Annotated in this window: 11 protein-coding genes; 5 read left to right on the forward strand and 6 right to left on the reverse strand. The window is 44.6% G+C overall.

All coding sequences use genetic code 11. From position 1 onward, the window contains the following. Positions 1-66 precede the first annotated feature (66 nt). Entirely contained in the window at positions 67-1,653 is a 1,587-nt protein-coding gene (gene nhaB, locus ABMY42_RS07660) for a Na(+)/H(+) antiporter NhaB (RefSeq protein WP_009698498.1), read from the reverse strand. Between the two features lie 639 nt (positions 1,654-2,292). On the opposite strand from nhaB, the gene fadR reads away from it, so the two are divergent. Further along, positions 2,293-3,132 (forward strand): fatty acid metabolism transcriptional regulator FadR, encoded by an 840-nt coding sequence (fadR, locus tag ABMY42_RS07665; protein WP_005444763.1) that lies wholly within the window; start codon positions 2,293-2,295, stop codon positions 3,130-3,132. Between the two features lie 107 nt (positions 3,133-3,239). On the opposite strand, the gene ABMY42_RS07670 is transcribed toward fadR, so the two are convergent. Beyond that, entirely contained in the window at positions 3,240-4,046 is an 807-nt protein-coding gene (locus tag ABMY42_RS07670) for a hypothetical protein (RefSeq protein WP_038897685.1), read from the reverse strand. Positions 4,047-4,259: 213 nt separating this feature from the next. Continuing rightward, positions 4,260-6,320 (reverse strand): methionine--tRNA ligase, encoded by a 2,061-nt coding sequence (gene metG, locus ABMY42_RS07675; protein WP_349266169.1) that lies wholly within the window; start codon positions 6,318-6,320, stop codon positions 4,260-4,262. Positions 6,321-6,477: 157 nt separating this feature from the next. Here metG and apbC point away from each other — a divergent pair, with 157 nt between their 5' ends. From apbC to ABMY42_RS07690, 3 genes are all read left to right on the forward strand, one after another. Beyond that, a complete protein-coding gene (gene apbC, locus ABMY42_RS07680) occupies positions 6,478-7,554 on the forward strand; it encodes an iron-sulfur cluster carrier protein ApbC (protein WP_026000246.1) in 1,077 nt (358 codons plus the stop codon). Between the two features lie 181 nt (positions 7,555-7,735). Next, positions 7,736-8,377: a uridine kinase gene (gene udk / locus ABMY42_RS07685; RefSeq protein ID WP_005433235.1), complete on the forward strand. Its 642-nt coding sequence runs from the start codon at positions 7,736-7,738 to the stop codon at positions 8,375-8,377. A gap of 190 nt (positions 8,378-8,567) precedes the next feature. Further along, positions 8,568-10,658, forward strand: coding sequence for an AsmA family protein (locus tag ABMY42_RS07690; protein WP_349266170.1), 2,091 nt, complete (start codon positions 8,568-8,570; stop codon positions 10,656-10,658). Between the two features lie 99 nt (positions 10,659-10,757). Here ABMY42_RS07690 and cobO read toward each other — a convergent pair whose 3' ends face one another. Next, positions 10,758-11,363, reverse strand: coding sequence for a cob(I)yrinic acid a,c-diamide adenosyltransferase (gene cobO / locus ABMY42_RS07695; protein WP_349266171.1), 606 nt, complete (start codon positions 11,361-11,363; stop codon positions 10,758-10,760). Between the two features lie 117 nt (positions 11,364-11,480). On the opposite strand from cobO, the gene ABMY42_RS07700 reads away from it, so the two are divergent. Beyond that, positions 11,481-11,930 (forward strand): low molecular weight protein-tyrosine-phosphatase, encoded by a 450-nt coding sequence (locus tag ABMY42_RS07700; protein ID WP_005444780.1) that lies wholly within the window; start codon positions 11,481-11,483, stop codon positions 11,928-11,930. A 63-nt stretch (positions 11,931-11,993) separates the two neighbouring features. Here the strand turns inward: ABMY42_RS07700 and ABMY42_RS07705 are convergent, their stop codons facing one another. Then, on the reverse strand, positions 11,994-13,553 hold the full coding sequence (locus tag ABMY42_RS07705) for a SulP family inorganic anion transporter (protein ID WP_009699700.1): 1,560 nt from the start codon (positions 13,551-13,553) through the stop codon (positions 11,994-11,996). A gap of 327 nt (positions 13,554-13,880) precedes the next feature. After that, complete coding sequence (gene rne, locus ABMY42_RS07710) at positions 13,881-16,967, reverse strand: ribonuclease E (protein ID WP_349266172.1); 3,087 nt, start codon at positions 16,965-16,967, stop codon at positions 13,881-13,883. Positions 16,968-17,215: the final 248 nt, after the last annotated feature.

The raw sequence follows: 17,215 nt of genomic DNA on the forward strand, positions 1-17,215 counted from the left end.
ATATAAAAAAGCTCTGATTACTCAGAGCTTTTTAACTTGGATAAGTTTCCTAATCAACTCAAATTTTTAGTGTCCACCTGACACAACTGGAGCTAGATCACCACTACTAGGTACAATCCAGCCTGCATCGTAGAAGAATGCTGTCGCTGGTTCTAGGAAGAACATGATACCCATCAGACCAACAAGCGCTAATACAACCGTGTAAGGAAGCGCCATGATCACCATGCGACCGTATGATAGACGAATCAATGGTGCCAGTGCTGATGTTAGTAGGAATAGGAATGCGGCTTGACCGTTTGGTGTTGCAACTGACGGTAGGTTAGTACCTGTGTTGATTGCTACTGCTAGTAGGTCAAACTGCTCACGAGTGATCAAACCTTCCATCAATGCCGCTTTCACTTCATTGATGTAAACCGTACCAACAAACACGTTATCCGATACCATCGATAACAGACCATTTGCTACGTAGAATAAAGCGAGCTGTGTGCCTTTATCTTCTACTGCGAGTACAGAGTCAATCACAGGTTTAAATAGTTCTTGGTCAATAATTACCGCAACAACCGAGAAGAAAACAGCAAGTAACGCGGTGAAAGGCAGTGCCTCTTCAAACGCTTTACCCATTGAGTGTTCCTCGATAACACCAGTGAACGATGTTGCTAGAATAATCACTGAAAGACCAATCAAACCAACGGCTGCCAAGTGAAGCGCTAGCGCAACAATCAGCCAAACCGCGATTAGGCTTTGAACCCATAGTTTTGCAACGTCTTGGTTAGTACGAGTCTTGCGCTCTTCACGGTCGAAATCTACAAGGATCTGACGAACGTTATCAGGCAGCTGCGCACCGTAACCAAACACTTTAAGCTTCTCAACAACGGCACAAGTAATCAGACCGCAGAAGAATACAGGCAACGTTACTGGAGCCATGCGGATCAAGAACTCACCAAAGAACCAACCTGCTTGGTCAGCAATAATCAAGTTTTGAGGTTCACCAACCATGGTTGTTACACCACCAAGCGCGGTACCCACACCTGCGTGCATCAATAGTGAACGCAAGAAAGCACGGTAGTTCTCAAGGTCGTCACGTGTTAGCTCAGTAATCGTGTCATCTTGAGTATGGTCATGATCACCAATTGGGTTACCAGAAGCGACTTTGTGGTAAATCGAGTAGAAACCTACCGCTACGCTGATAACCACCGCGATTACAGTCAGTGCATCTAGGAATGCTGACAAAAATGCTGCGGCGAAACAGAACGCGAGGGAGAGTAGCGTTTTCGAACGAATACCAAGCAGGATCTTTGTAAAGATGAACAGCAGAAGCTGCTTCATAAAGTAGATACCGGCAACCATGAATACCAATAGTAGAAGTACTTCGATATTCGCAACTAGCTCATGCTTTACCTGGGCAGGGCTAGTCATCCCGATAGCGACCGCTTCAATTGCAAGTAAACCACCTGGCTGAAGTGGGTAACACTTAAGCGCCATTGCTAGTGTGAAAATAAATTCCGCAACTAACAACCAACCTGCAACAAATGGGTCAATTAGGAAGAAGACAATCGGGTTAATAATTAGGAAGGCTATAATGGCAACTTTGTACCAATCAGGCGCTTTACCAAGGAAATTCTTGATAAAGGCATTTCCGAGCGACATCGGCATGATAATTCTCTTTATAACAAAATTATGAATAGACACTACAATAGTGCTTAAGTATCTGTTTGTTAGACTTATTATTTAGTCTTTTAAAACAATAACTTAGAAAAACAACAATCCATTGTTTTACTGTAGTCTTGCCAAGTTACTTCCCCTGAACTTAAGCACCGCTCACTTTCGACCGCAACTCTACACCCCGGCATTTATTAGTCAATAACAAAACGTGATGCTGCCGACTAAAACTGCTTTTTATTTGTAATAACGCGATCAAAACGGCGTTACTATACCACGAAAAGATTAAAAAAAATCACCTTGGAATTTAAAACCAAGTCAATTACTAGAAAAGATAAATTAAGAAAGAATATTAATCGTAAAACACAAATTTATTTTGCATATTTTGAGCAGAAAAGTGTGACGAGGTAGGCTTTATTTTTCCTGAGTTTGTGGTCTGTACATTTTATTCAAAATATAAATTTTGCGCGTTTGGTTCCAAGTGGTTAACGTTTTAAATTGAAAATATATGTAGAGTATTAACTCTATATTGAGATTTCGTTTCATTTATTGATCGTTAATTTTCGCAAATCGTTAAGTAGTGGTATGATGAGTCGTATCGACCCTTAGAAATCAAGATTGGATAAAAACAGAATGGTCATTAAGGCTAAAAGCCCTGCGGGTTTCGCAGAAAAATACATTATCGAGAGCATTTGGAACGGCCGTTTTCCTCCTGGCTCAATTTTACCCGCTGAACGTGAGCTATCTGAACTAATTGGTGTTACCCGTACGACTCTACGTGAAGTACTTCAACGTCTTGCTCGTGATGGCTGGTTGACTATTCAGCACGGTAAGCCAACCAAAGTGAACCAATTTATGGAGACATCTGGTCTGCATATCTTGGACACGCTGATGACTCTAGATGTTGATAACGCGACAAACATCGTCGAAGACCTGCTTGCTGCACGTACTAACATCAGCCCTATCTTCATGCGTTATGCATTCAAAGCAAACAAAGAAGCGTCTGAGCGTACTATTCAAAACGTTATCGAGTCATGTGAAGCTCTAGTAAAAGCACCTTCATGGGACGATTTTATCGCGGCATCTCCTTATGCCGATAAGATTCTGCAAAGCGTGAAAGAAGACACGGAGAAGGATGAGGCGAAACGTCAGGAAATCCTGATTGCTAAGACGTTCAACTTCTATGATTACATGTTGTTCCAACGCTTAGCGTTCCATTCTGGCAACCAAATTTACGGTTTGATCTTTAACGGTTTGAGAAAACTGTACGATCGTGTGGGCAGCTACTACTTCTCAAATCCAGCATCACGAGATCTAGCGCTGCGCTTCTACCGCCAACTTCTAGAAACGTGTGAAACCGGCCAACGTGATCAGCTTCCTGTTGTGATTCGTCACTATGGTATGGAAAGTGCTCAGATCTGGAATGAGATGAAGCAAGAACTGCCGACCAACTTCACGGAAGACGACAGTTAATCAGCGCTCTTAGCAAAAGATTCAAATACAAAACCGCAGGCATGTACCTGCGGTTTTTTTATTATTAGTAGTAGCTCACCGAGAGCAGTCAAACCATCATCGAATCGTTAAGCTAAGGACAGTCTGGGCAATGGTAGGTAAAGGGTCTCTATGATGTCTGAGAGCATCTGGTCATAGGTATTGAACACAGTAAGGGACAAATCAGAAGTAATGTCGTACAACTCCTCTTCGCTCAGTGACAGTATTTCACCTTCTATATATTCATTTAGAGATTGAATCGACCTAGCGGACATCGGAGAGGCAACGCTCAAGGGGCTAATTACTGCCAATTGATTGAGCCTTCTAATCATTACCGATGCGTAATTTCTCATCCTTTCAGGTCCTCCTCTGTCTTGCATGTCTTGAATGCTGATACGGAGCTGTGTCAGCGTTTCTAAGCTATCAATCACGGTTTGCCAATTCATATGGTACTCGTCATGTAACTCGTCTCTCTGGGCAATAGCGAGCCATGCGATGGTAACCTCATCCATTAAGAACAAACTATGGCGGATCAGTTTGCCATGCTCCATCTGATTCCGTGCTACCGTGTTGTCCTGCCATTGTTCCATCAACTTATCGATTTTGATTTGCAGCACGCGATACATGGGTTTGTTCTCAAAGCGAGAAGTTTCCACGAGCTGATGCAGTTTATAACCTAACTCCTGATGAATTTGCTCTATCTCTTTTTCATGATGTTGTTGGTATTGGATAGAGTAGTGGGTCACCGCTCGGTGACGGCGTAGTAGGTGAACCACATCGCGTAATAAGGTGAGTAATTGATATTTGCGAGCATGTTGTTTTTCTCGCTTCGCTGCCAAATGATAGATCCCTGCCAGAATGGCAATCGAGATCAAAGTAGAAATCAAAACAAACATAACCAACTCCTTGTTAGTGCTGTTGACCTAGCAACTAAGTAAGAGCATCTTTGATGCCAATAGTTAAGTTGTTTTAAAACAGTAGCTTAGCTTTTTTATGAATAAAGAACTGTACGATTTTGGTGCGTAATTTCACCAAAAGTGTGAATTTTGTCAAAAAAAATCCCCGCCAAATTGGGCGGGGATTTTTACGTTTGATCGTAAAGTGACGAATTACATTACACGCATGCCTGGTTGAGCACCTTCATGTGGCTCAAGGATCCATAGGTCGCTGCCACCAGGGCCCGCTGCTAGGATCATGCCTTCTGACATACCAAACTTCATCTTACGAGGTTTTAGGTTCGCTACCATTACGGTTAGCTTGCCTTCTAGCTCTTCAGGTTTGTAAGCTGACTTGATGCCAGAGAATACCTGACGAGTTTCACCGCCGATGTCTAGTTGGAACTTAAGCAGTTTGTTTGCTTTTGGCACTTCTTCACACGAGATGATGCGAGCAATACGCATATCAACCGCTGCAAAAGCATCGAACTCAATCTCTTCAGCGATTGGATCTTTATCTAGCTCAGTTTGGCTAGCTTTGTTCTTTTCTGCTTCCGCTTTTTCTTTTGCTGCCATTTCTGCCGCAGCGTCTTCCTTCGATGCTTCGATCATCGCTTCGATGTTCTTAGGATCGATACGGTTAAACAACGCTTTGAACTTAGTGATCTCGTGACCAGTCAGTGGTGCAGCGATGCCTTCCCAAGTTAGCTCTTCGTTTAGGAATGCTTCAGTACGCGCTGCTAGTGCAGGCATCACTGGTTTTAGGTAAGTCATCAGCACGCGGAACAGGTTAATGCCTACAGAACAGATTTCTTGCAGTTCCTGATCTTTGCCTTCTTCTTTTGCAACAACCCAAGGTGCTTTTTCGTCAACGTATTGGTTTGCTTTGTCTGCTAGTGCTGTGATTTCACGGATCGCACGACCAAACTCACGAGTTTCGTAAAGCTCTGCAATGCGGTCTGCTGCTGCAACGAATTCGTTGTATAGCTCAGGTTCTGCAAAGTTTTCAGCCAACTTGCCTTCAAAATGTTTAGAGATGAAGCCAGCGTTACGAGAAGCTAGGTTAACGATTTTGTTTACTACGTCAGCGTTAACACGTTGAGTGAAGTCTTCAAGGTTAAGGTCTAGGTCGTCGATACGGCTGTTTAGTTTTGCAGCGTAGTAGTAACGCAGACACTCTGGGTCTAGGTGGTTTAGGTAAGTGCTTGCTTTAACGAACGTACCTTTAGACTTAGACATCTTCGCACCGTTTACTGTTACGTAGCCGTGTACGAATACATTGTTTGGTTTACGGAAACCGCTGCCTTCTAGCATTGCTGGCCAGAATAGTGAGTGGAAGTAAACAATGTCTTTACCGATGAAGTGGTAAAGCTCAGTTGAGCTGTCTTTCTTCCAGTATTCGTCGAAGTCTAGACCTTCAGTCTTGTCACATAGGTTCTTGAAAGAAGCCATGTAGCCAACTGGTGCATCTAGCCATACGTAGAAGAATTTGTTCTTCTCGCCTGGGATTTCGAAGCCAAAGTAAGGCGCATCACGTGAGATGTCCCACTGTTGCAAACCAGACTCGAACCACTCTTGCATCTTGTTAGCAGTTTCAGATTGTAAAGAACCTGAACGAGTCCACTCTTTTAGCATGCTTTCGAACTGAGGTAGGTCGAAGAAGAAGTGCTCAGAGTCTTTCATGACTGGCGTTGCGCCAGATACTGCTGATTTCGGGTTAATCAGTTCAGTTGGGCTGTACGTCTCACCACAGTTATCACAGTTGTCACCGTATTGGTCTTCTGACTTACACTTAGGACAAGTACCTTTTACGAAACGATCCGGTAGGAACATTTCTTTCTCAGGGTCGAACAACTGAGAGATAGTGCGGCTAGAGATAAAGCCGTTTTTCTTCAGCTCAAGGTAGATGTGAGACGCTAGCTCGCGGTTCTCGTCTGAGTGTGTGCTGTGGTAGTTATCAAAGCTAATATCAAAGCCAGCGAAGTCTTTCTGATGCTCTTCGCTTACTGCAGCGATCATCTCTTCTGGTGTAATTCCCATCTGTTGTGCTTTTAGCATGATTGGCGTGCCGTGAGCATCGTCAGCACAGATGAAGTTTACAGTGTTGCCACGTAGGCGTTGGTAGCGAACCCAGATATCAGCTTGAATGTGCTCAAGCATGTGACCTAGGTGAATCGAACCATTAGCGTACGGAAGGGCACAAGTTACCAGCAGTTTTCTTGGATCGTTTGCCATACTTAATAATCGCTTTTTGATAGGTATAAAAAATAGAGAGTAATACTACCCCATGAGCTTCCCAACGCCAAGGCATCAAACCATGGATTGCCTTAGTTTTTTTGGGGTTCTGAATCTCGCCGCTGGGTGCTACGATTAGATGCATAAAGGAGGTCTCATGCATCAGTTCACTTCAAAACAAGATTTTTGTCATTGGCTCAACCAGTTCCAACATCCACAGTTGGTGGAAAACTGGGCGGACATTCACGGTATTGTCGTGATTCCCGCACAAGGTGGCATTCAAATCACTTTACCTTTCGCGAGTAACGAACTTCAAGTTTCGTTATCCGATTGGATACAAGAGCAACAAGCATCAGGTGACGTTCCTGCATTTGATTTCCAGATTGAGCTCAACGTTAAAGCACTTGAGACTCAAGTCACCAATGCGGTAAAGGGCGTTAAAAACATTATTGCGGTAAGTTCCGCGAAAGGTGGGGTTGGGAAATCAACCACAGCAGTAAACCTTGCCCTCGCAATTGCGCAATCCGGAGCAAAAGTAGGTTTGTTAGATGCCGATATCTATGGTCCATCGGTTCCTATGATGCTTGGTCAAGAAGACGCTAAGCCTGAAGTTCGTGATGCTAAGTGGATGGAGCCTATTTTTGCCCACGGAATCTATACTCATTCTATTGGCTACTTAGTCGATAAATCGGAAGCAGCCATTTGGCGTGGTCCCATGGCCTCTAAGGCCTTATCACAGCTACTGACAGAAACGGATTGGCCAGAGCTTGATTACTTGGTGATTGATATGCCACCGGGTACGGGGGATATCCAACTAACGCTGTCTCAGCAAATTCCAGTAACAGGTACGGTGCTTGTTACAACACCGCAAGATCTCGCATTGGCGGACGCACGTAAAGGTGCGGCGATGTTCCATAAAGTCAACGTGCCTGTTGTCGGCGTCGTTGAGAACATGAGTTACCACATTTGCAGTCAGTGTGGAGCTGTTGAGCATATTTTCGGTACTGGTGGTGCAGAAAAAATGTCACAAGAATTTGGCTTGGCGCTGCTTGGGCAAATTCCGCTTCATATCTCTATGCGAGAAGACATTGATGCTGGTATTCCGACCGTGGCGAGACGTCCGAATAGTGAACACGCTGGTTACTATAAACAACTTGCTGATCGTGTTTGTTGTACAATGTATTGGCAAGGCAAAGCCAAACCTGATGCAATCAGTTTTACCATGGTGAACTGAGTTTAATATTAGCACTGGTTGAATATTGTTCATTTAAACGTTTGCTCGGAGGTTAATCCTCTGAGCTGACAGAAACTTATAACGAAACCCTAATTCCAACTAGTAACGAACGGGTGAACTCCCTATAATCAGGCAGTTTATCTTTTTATGTGACTAGAAAATCATCATCGGGTGCAAATTAATGTCTGATAATAATCAATGCGTCATCGTAGGTATTGCTGGCGCTTCTGCTTCTGGAAAAAGTCTGATCGCGAGCACTATTTACAATGAGCTTCGCGAGAAAGTGGGCGATCATCAAATCGGTGTCATCACGGAAGATTGCTACTACAACGACCAAAGCCAACTAAGCATGGAAGAGCGTGTAAAGACTAACTACGACCACCCGAGCGCGTTAGACCACGACCTGCTGTGTGAACACTTAGAAAAATTGGTTCGTGGCGAAGCAGTAGAAGTACCTGAGTACAGCTACACTGAGCACACTCGTACAAGCAATACCACTCCAATGACCCCTAAAAAGGTCATCATTCTTGAAGGTATCTTGCTTCTGACTGATCCGCGTCTTCGCGACTTAATGCACGCGACAGTATTTATGGATACGCCATTAGATATCTGTCTATTGCGTCGTGTTAAACGTGACGTTGAAGAGCGTGGTCGTACAATGGAATCTGTTCTTAAGCAATACCAGCAGACTGTACGTCCGATGTTCATGCAATTTATTGAACCTTCTAAGCAATACGCGGACATCATCGTACCTCGCGGTGGTAAAAACCGTATCGCAATCGATGTTCTTAAAGCGCACATTGCAAAACTTCTGAAAGCTTAAGCGTTTAGACGGCTATATCGCTTTATTTTTGTATGAAGAAGTGGCACCTTAGGTGCCACTTCTTTTTTTTGTTTTTAAATTAGTCAGTTGCACTACAAAATCGGACGTTTTTCACGCTTTCGTGGAACGGTCAGCGATAAAACAAGTCTGTGCTTATAATTGTAAAAACACTCGAGCAAGGAAAAAGCGAATGAAGAAACTGCTCTTAATCATTGCCATTCCAATTGTGGCGATCTTAGCTGTCATTTTAGGGTTGGTTATTTTTGTCAATCCAAACCAATTTAAACCACTTATCGTGGAGCAAGCGCAAAAGCAAACTGGATTGGAACTCGTAATCGAAGGGGATATCAGCTGGCAGTTTTTCCCGTCGATTGGTTTCGAATTGGGTCGTACTGAACTGAGAAACCCACAAGGTTTTAGTCAACCAAACCTATTTAAAGTCGAGACAGTAGGTGTTGATGTCTCGGTTACCCCGCTATTAAGCAAACAGCTGGAAATTGGTAATGTCACCCTTGATGGTGCGGAGTTCTATCTTGAAACACTGAAAGATGGCACGAAGAACATTGATGCGTTAACCAAAGCACAAACTCAACAAGCAGAACAAACGACCGAAGCTTCGCCAGAAAAAGCGGCAGACTCACAAAGTGCTGCTTCTGATTGGACGATCAATCTCGCTGGAGTCAGCATTTCAAATGGCTATGTTGAAATCCAAGACAAGCAAACAGGTAGCTACACTAAGCTTTCTGACATTTCTTTAAACCTTTCTCAGTTTGCTTTTGATAACTGGACAACGGCTGATTTCGGCATGAAAGGTGAGATGAATGACCAAACGTTCACAGCACAAGGCAAAGCGGACTTTAAAGTAGCAAAAGGTCTGGCGAGCTACGCACTGAAAAACATCAACTTTGATGCGACTTACGCTGATCCTGCAAACAAAATTGACTCAGCAACTATTGGCCTAGATACGTTTGAGTTCGATAAAGTGAATAACTTGAGCTATGCATTGAAAGGTGACGCTGGTGGTATGAAGCTCGATATGCAAGGTGGTGGTGAGCTAAGTATCGATAAGGCGATCAGTAAGGTACAACTGAATAAGCTGACGTTGAATGCGACTTTTGAGGGAGATGCGCTACCGCAATCACCAATGAAAGTTGATATGGTCTCTGATCTTTCATTCGACCTCACTAAGAATCATCTGAGCTTTGTGCTCGAGAAACTTACGGCGAACGCAATTGTGCTCGATGGTAAAACAGATGTGACTCTGGGTGATATTCCTAAAGTACGTTTTGCAGTGCATAGTCCTAATATCGATTTGGACGAATTCCTTGGCTTGAATAAGCAAGCTCCTGCGGGTGATAAACCAGCATCAGGTGGCAACAGTAGTGCATCTACTGGTCCTGAAGTTGAGCCGGACTTGTCTGCACTAAAAACGCTTGATGTGAAAGGCAATATTACGATTGACAAATTTAAGGCGGCTAATGCGAAGATGGAAGCAGTGAAAGCAAGCTTCTCTGTTAATCGTGGTGTCTTTGATCTTACTTCATTCAGCTCTAAGTTGTACCAAGGCACGATCACTGCGACAGCCAAACTGGATGCGCGTAAATCACCTGCCACATACTCTGCGAAGAAATCAATCAAAGGTGTACAAGTCCAACCGTTACTTGTCGATGTAGCAAATAACGACATGCTGGAAGGTACTGGTAACATTGATGTCAATGTGAGTGGTAAGAGCCTAACGCCAACTGGCATCAAAAAGAACCTTGTTGGTACAGTGGTGATCAATTTTGCAGATGGTGCTGTGAATGGCATTAACGTTGCTCAGCTAATCCGCGAAAACTACGCGCGATTTAAAGGTCAAAGCATTGAAGGCACAGATGAAGTTAAGAAAACCGACTTCAGTGCGATGACCGCGACGTTTAAGTTAAATAAAGGCACAGTCTCAACGGATAACATGAAAGCGCAGTCTCCACTTCTTCGTGTTCGTGGTAAGGGGCAGGCAAACTACTTGAATGAAACTGTTGATTTCACCATTAGTACTTCGATAGTGGGTTCATTGGAAGGTCAGGGCGGTAAGACCATTGATGAATTGAAAGACATCACTATTCCTATCAACGTTTCTGGCAAATGGGCAGATCCTAAGTTCAAGCTAGTCTTTGATGACGTGTTGAAACAAAAAGCTCAAAAAGAAATTGATCGTGGAGTAGAGAAGCTCACGGACAAGATCAAAGATGAGAAAACAAAAGAGGCGGTAGATGGTTTGTTGAAGAACTTGTTCAACTAAAGGACCAAGCTTCTTTATGAGGATATAGGTAAAGTAAAAGGGTTGGCATTGAGCCAACCCTTTTTAGTTTTTAGTCTTTTCGGAAGCAACGGCGGACGCTTACCAATCTATGCCTTTCAGAGCTTTAACTCCGGATTCAAAGGCGTGCTTAACGTTTTTCACTTCTGATACTGTATCTGCCATTTCAATCAAAGTACGGTGCGCTCCACGTCCTGTAATGACGACCGATTGCATTTTAGGGCGATTATTTAGTGCTTCGACGACTTCGTCTAAGTCTATGTACCCGTAACTCACCATATACGTTAGTTCGTCGAACAGAACCACATCAATTGATTCATCGGCAAGCATACGCTTACATTCTTGCCAAACAAGTTGGGCGGCTTCAGTATCGGCTGTTTTGTTTTGGGTTTCCCAAGTAAAGCCTGTTGCCATAACTTGGAACTCAACACTTAGCTTTTCAAGTAGGTTACGCTCGCCGTTATCCCATGTACCCTTGATAAACTGCGCTACGCTGCACTTCAAACCATGACCAACTGCACGCGCAATTGTACCAAAACCGGAAGTCGATTTGCCTTTCCCATTACCAGTGATGATCAGTAATAAACCTTTCTCCTCTTGGGCGGCTGCGATTTTCGCGTCTACCTGCTCTTTTACTTTTTGTTGGCGCGCCTTGTGGCGTGCTTCTTTGTTTTCGTCGATAGACATAATGCTTCCTCAATTCCTTTTTTGAACTGACCCAAGCCGATTTGGGTTCATTGAATTATCTCGTTATGATAGACCAACAGTTGATGAAGAAAAACCATCGATAATTCAGGGAATAAAATGAAGAAATTACTCGTTGTTTGTATGGGAAATATTTGTCGTTCGCCAACTGGTGAAGCGGTATTAAGATCTAAAGCCAAAGAACTGGGCATATCAGTGGAAGTGGACTCTGCAGGGACCATTGGTTACCACGCCGGAAATCCGCCTGATGCTCGCGCCATGCAAGCGGGAAAGCAACGCGGTTATTCGTTTAAAGGAATGCGTTCCCGCAAGGTAACAGTTGGGGACTTCGATGAATTTGATATGGTGTTAGCTGCAGACAAAGCTAATCTCGCCGATCTATTGGATATTTGCCCGGTAGAACACCGTCCTAAAGTGTCGTTGTTTTTAAGTCATGGTGACTCTGATTATGACGAGATCCCAGACCCATATTACGGTGGCGATGCTGGTTTTGAACTGGTACTGGATTTGATTGAAGAGGCGTCAGAAGCGATTTTGAAAAAAATCTGAGTATTTATTAGCTTAAAATAGATAGCAAAAGGGATGAGTCATGCTCATCCCTTTTTGTTTTTATTAACCTGCAAGTACGTCGGTTGCAACCTTATAGCTTGGGTCTTCTTTTACGTTGATTTCAACCAAGCTACCTGCTTTATCTAGTAGCTTACGGCAATCTGGGCTCAAGTGACGTAGGTGAAGTGTTTTACCAAGTGCGGCGTAACGCTCAGCCAACGTTTCAATCGCTTCGATAGCAGAGTGGTCTGTTACGCGAGAGTCCGCGAAATCAACGATGATGTCTTTTGGATCGCCTTGTGCGTTAAACAATTCTAGGAAGTTTGCCGCAGAACCAAAGAAGATAGGACCGTGGATCTTGTACTCTTTTGAGCCCTCTTCATTTAGACGCGTATCTGCGTAGATGTGCTTAGCATGTTGCCATGCAAACATTAGCGCAGATGCAATCACACCCACGGCTACTGCAACAGCTAGGTCAGTCAGCACCGTCACTACTGTTACAAGAACGATAACGAAGAAATCTTGCTTAGGTACGCGACGTGCAAGTTTGAAGGTTGCCCATTCGAATGTACCGATAACCACCATGAACATGACACCAACGAGTGCAGCAAGTGGAATCATCTCAATGAGTGAAGAAGCAAACAGGATGAACATTAGCAGAGCGATAGCCGCAACGATGCCTGATAGACGACCACGACCACCTGAGTTTACGTTGATCATTGACTGACCAATCATCGCACAACCACCCATTGCACCAAACACAGAACACGTCATGTTTGCCATACCTTGACCGATACATTCACGGTTAGATTGACCGCGAGTGTTAGTCATTTCATCCAGCACTGTTAGTGTCAACAGAGACTCGATCAGACCGATAGCGGCAAGGATGATTGCGTAAGGCAAAATGATTTGCAGAGTTTCTAGAGTGAAAGGTACCGCTGGAATAGAGAAGGTCGGAAGAGAACCCGCCAAAGTCGCTGCTTCATCGCCAGACATAGTACGTAGGAAGTCAACTACGGTACGTGTTTCTAGATCCAAGCCAACAACAAGTGCAGTAACGGTCACGATCGCAACCAGAGAAGAAGGCACTGCCGTTGTGATCTTTGGTAGGAAGTGAATGATAGCCATTGTTAGCGCAACCAGACCTAGCATTAGCAGCATTTGGTCTTGTGGTAGCCACGTTAGCATACCGTTAAGGTCTGGTGCTTTGAACTGACCTAGTTGTGCAAGGAAGATAACGATAGCCAGACCGTTTACGAAACCAATCATCACCGGGTGAGGAACGATTCGGATAAATTTACCTAGCTTAAATAGACCGGCTGCAATTTGAAGAATACCCGCCAACATAATTGCGGCAAATAGATATTGAACACCGTGAGTTGCAACAAGCGACACCATAACAACTGCCATTGCGCCAGTCGCACCGGAAATCATACCTGGTCGACCACCGAAAATAGAGGTGATAAGACCGACAATGAAAGCTGCGTAAAGACCAACCATAGGGTCTACACCAGCAACAAATGCAAATGCTACGGCTTCAGGAACCAATGCGAGCGCAACAGTTAGACCTGATAGCACGTCGTTTTTTACGGAGTGCTTAGAAAATTGAGGAAATTCGAACATGTTTTGTATTGAGTTCTCTTGGCGATGAATTTCTCCCGACACATATTCGTATTTGCACAAGTACTGCTGGTGAAAGTGAAGTCACTTCTATCAGCACAAACCGTATTAAAAAAAGAGCCGCATCAGAATGGTGTCGAAAACTTGAGTCGGCGAATGCTACCGAAAAGTGTGATTAAGTTCAACAATGAAGGGGATATTGACGCACAAATGTGATCAGTCATTGATATTAATATAGCTAATTAGAGTTAACACTTACTTCAACAAAAAAGGCTGCCGATTGGCAGCCTTTTGTTTCGTATTTCGCTTAATGCGATGACAAAGTAAAACTTAGTTAAAGTTCGGTTTTGTCATTACTGCTGATGCACGGTTTGTTGCTACTTGGCTACCTGCGCCTTTCGGTGCGTAGCGCTCAGCTTTAAACGGTGCCGCTGTAACCGTAATTTCGCGAAGCTCTTGAGGACCTGGCGCTTTAGTCATTGGAGCACTAGCGCGTGGCTTAGCAGCTACTTTGATAACTTCTGCTTTAGGTTCTTGCGTTTCTACTGGCGTTTCTGCTGTAACTTCTGTTACCGCTTCTTCTGCCACTTCAACGGCTGGTTCCTGAGCTGGAGCTGTTTCAACAGCAGATTCAGTCACTTCGACAACAGGTGCTTCAACGATTGGCTCTACTTGCGTTGTTTCAACTACTGTAGCTTCAGCTTGCTCAGCAACGGCAACCTCTACCACTGGCGCTTCCGCAACAGGCGCTTCTACTTTCGCTTCTACTGATTCTTGAACTTTCGTTTCAACTGCTGGTGCTTCAACAACTGCAGGTTGTTCACGACGGATGATTACTTTACCCATCGCCATTTCAGGGCAAGCAAAACCACCTTGAATTGCAGGAACTGCTGCTGCCGTTACCACTACTTCTTCCTTCACTCGCTCTTCCTTCTTAGGCGCTGGTTTTGGAATGTAACGTGGCATCACTTTACCCATTGCCATCTCAGGAGATGCTACACCACCTTTACGTAGGCGGAATGGGTTAGGACGACGATCGCGACCACGACGACGACGTTGACCGCTTGCACGTAGGTGACGTGGTGAACGGCGGTTACGACGCTGTTTAGACTCTGCTTTGTTGTCTTGTTGCGCTTCTGCTGCTGCCTCAACTGGCTTCTCAACCGTTGCTTCAACTGCTTCAACAGGTTGTGCTGGTACTTCCAGCTCTGCTTGCTCAGCCGCTTGCTGGTCTTTAACACGTACAGATTTGTTTAGTTTGCGACGTTGACGGCGCTCTTTCACTTTCTCTGCTTTTGCGTTTGACTTCGCTTTATTTTCTTCCGGCTTCGCTTCTGAACCAGTACGAGCTTCAGCAGCTAGCTGCAGACCTTTTTCCGCGACTTTCGTGTTAACTTTAGGCTCTTGTGCTTTTTCAGCTTGTTGAGCTCTAGGTTTACGTTTCTGGTTGCGGTTTTGCTGCTTGTTAGGCTGCTGTTGTGTTTCGTTCTGTTCAGTCGCTTGTTCTTCACGCGGTTTACGACGACGTTTGTTATCGCGGTTGTCACGACCTTCGCGGTTATCACGCTGGTTGTTGTTGCGACGACGATCGTTGCGGTCACGCTTGTTGCGCTTGTTATCGCGGTTTGGTTTTTTCTCTTCTTTCTTAGGTTCTTCTTTAACTTCTTCAGAACCACTGAATAGGAAACTACCAATTGCTTTAAACAGACGGCTGAATAGACCAGGTTTTTCTTCTTGCGGAGCTGCTTCTTTCTTCTTCGCTGCTGGAGCAGGTTTAGAAGTTGCTGCTGGCGTAGGAGCAGTTTGCGCTGGCGAAGCAAAACCTTTTAATACAGGCTCTTCGATACGCTTAGGCTTGACATCAACCTCTGCTGGCTCTTTGCCTTCTGCTTCTTTCATTGCTTCCAGTTTCTTAGGAAGTAGGTAAGAAAGCAGGTCAAACTCTTCGCCTTCTCGAACACGGATAACTTCGAAGTGAGGCGTTTCCATGTCTGAGTTTGGCACAACCGTAATCTTCACTTCTTGAATACGTTCGATGTGGTTGACCGAGCGACGTTTTTCGTTCAGAAGGTAAGATGCGATCGGCACAGGCACTACTGCTAGTACTTGGGCTGTATTGTCTTTTAGAGCTTCTTCTTCGATCAGGCGAAGTACAGAAAGTGCTAGAGATTCGTTATCACGAACAACACCTGTACCGCTACAACGAGGACAAATATGGTGGCTTGCTTCTGCTAGAGAAGGGCTCAAACGCTGACGAGACATCTCCAACAGACCAAAGCGGGAAATGCGACCGATTTGTACACGAGCACGATCTAGACGAACGGCTTCACGCAGACGGTTTTCAACTTCACGCTGGTGGCGCACCGGTGTCATATCGATAAAGTCGATAACCACCAAACCACCAAGGTCACGTAGACGCAATTGACGAGCGATTTCGTCTGCTGCTTCTAGGTTAGTATTAAGCGCTGTTTCTTCGATATCGCCGCCTTTGGTTGCGCGAGCCGAGTTGATATCGATAGATGTTAGAGCTTCCGTTGGGTCGATTACGATAGAACCACCTGATGGTAAGCGCACTTCACGTTGGAAAGCCGATTCAATTTGGCTTTCGATTTGGTAGTGGCTGAATAGTGGTACTTCGCCTTCGTATTTCTTAACGCGGCTGATGAAATCAGGACGTACCAGTTTGATGTGCTCTTTAGCACGCTCATAAATGGTGTTGCTGTCGATTAGGATTTCACCGATATCACGACGTAGGTAGTCACGGATTGCACGAACGATTACGTTACTTTCTTGGTGGATTAGGAAAGGAGCAGGGTTAGAATCTGCTGCGCCTTTAATTGCACCCCAGTGGTTAAGTAGTACGTTCAAGTCCCACTCAAGCTCTTCTGCACTTTTACCAACGCCAGCAGTACGAACAATCAGACCCATGCCCTGAGGCAGTTCTAAAGTGCTTAATGCTGCTTTTAGTTGAGTGCGCTCGTCACCTTCGATACGACGAGAAATACCGCCGGCACGAGGGTTATTAGGCATAAGAACAAGATAGCTACCCGCAAGAGAAATGAAAGTAGTTAGAGCTGCGCCTTTACTACCACGTTCTTCTTTTTCCACTTGAACGATAACTTCTTGACCTTCAGTCAGCACTTCTTTAATGCTTGGGCGACCTTGGTAAGTGTAACCTTCTGGGAAATATTCGCGGGCAATTTCTTTGAGAGGGAGGAAACCGTGACGCTCAGCACCGTAATCAACAAATGCGGCTTCTAAGCTTGGTTCGATACGTGTGATACGTCCTTTGTAGATATTCGCTTTTTTAGATTCATGACCCGGACTCTCGATATCAAGATCGAAAAGTCGCTGGCCATCAACCAGAGCGACACGCAACTCTTCTTTTTGAGTTGCGTTAATTAACATTCTTTTCATTGAAAATTTCTCGTTGTCTTTTCTTTTATCTTTCTTTTCAACTTGTCACTGGCTTTTCGCTCTTTCACGGTGCCTGATCCCATGGCTTATATTTTGCAGCCTCCCGGCTGGAAGGGGATGCTCTAGGGCACTTCAGTCATCACAAATTGCTTTGGGTTTCGTTGGAAACGTTAACTTGTGACCCGCTATTCGGGCGGTAGATACTCAACGTGAATATGCGAGGAGTAGAGTGACAAGTGTGTTGAACT

Origin of the sequence: Vibrio sp. SSH13-20, assembly GCF_040104475.1 — a bacterium.
Taxonomy (GTDB): domain Bacteria; phylum Pseudomonadota; class Gammaproteobacteria; order Enterobacterales; family Vibrionaceae; genus Vibrio; species Vibrio harveyi.

Coding starts and splice junctions, on each gene's coding strand:
- nhaB (WP_009698498.1), bottom strand. CDS start 1,653: ATGCCGATGTCGCTCGGAAATGCCTTTATCAAGAATTTCCTTGGTAAA.
- fadR (WP_005444763.1), top strand. CDS start 2,293: ATGGTCATTAAGGCTAAAAGCCCTGCGGGTTTCGCAGAAAAATACATT.
- ABMY42_RS07670 (WP_038897685.1), bottom strand. CDS start 4,046: ATGTTTGTTTTGATTTCTACTTTGATCTCGATTGCCATTCTGGCAGGG.
- metG (WP_349266169.1), bottom strand. CDS start 6,320: ATGGCAAACGATCCAAGAAAACTGCTGGTAACTTGTGCCCTTCCGTAC.
- apbC (WP_026000246.1), top strand. CDS start 6,478: ATGCATCAGTTCACTTCAAAACAAGATTTTTGTCATTGGCTCAACCAG.
- udk (WP_005433235.1), top strand. CDS start 7,736: ATGTCTGATAATAATCAATGCGTCATCGTAGGTATTGCTGGCGCTTCT.
- ABMY42_RS07690 (WP_349266170.1), top strand. CDS start 8,568: ATGAAGAAACTGCTCTTAATCATTGCCATTCCAATTGTGGCGATCTTA.
- cobO (WP_349266171.1), bottom strand. CDS start 11,363: ATGTCTATCGACGAAAACAAAGAAGCACGCCACAAGGCGCGCCAACAA.
- ABMY42_RS07700 (WP_005444780.1), top strand. CDS start 11,481: ATGAAGAAATTACTCGTTGTTTGTATGGGAAATATTTGTCGTTCGCCA.
- ABMY42_RS07705 (WP_009699700.1), bottom strand. CDS start 13,553: ATGTTCGAATTTCCTCAATTTTCTAAGCACTCCGTAAAAAACGACGTG.
- rne (WP_349266172.1), bottom strand. CDS start 16,967: ATGAAAAGAATGTTAATTAACGCAACTCAAAAAGAAGAGTTGCGTGTC.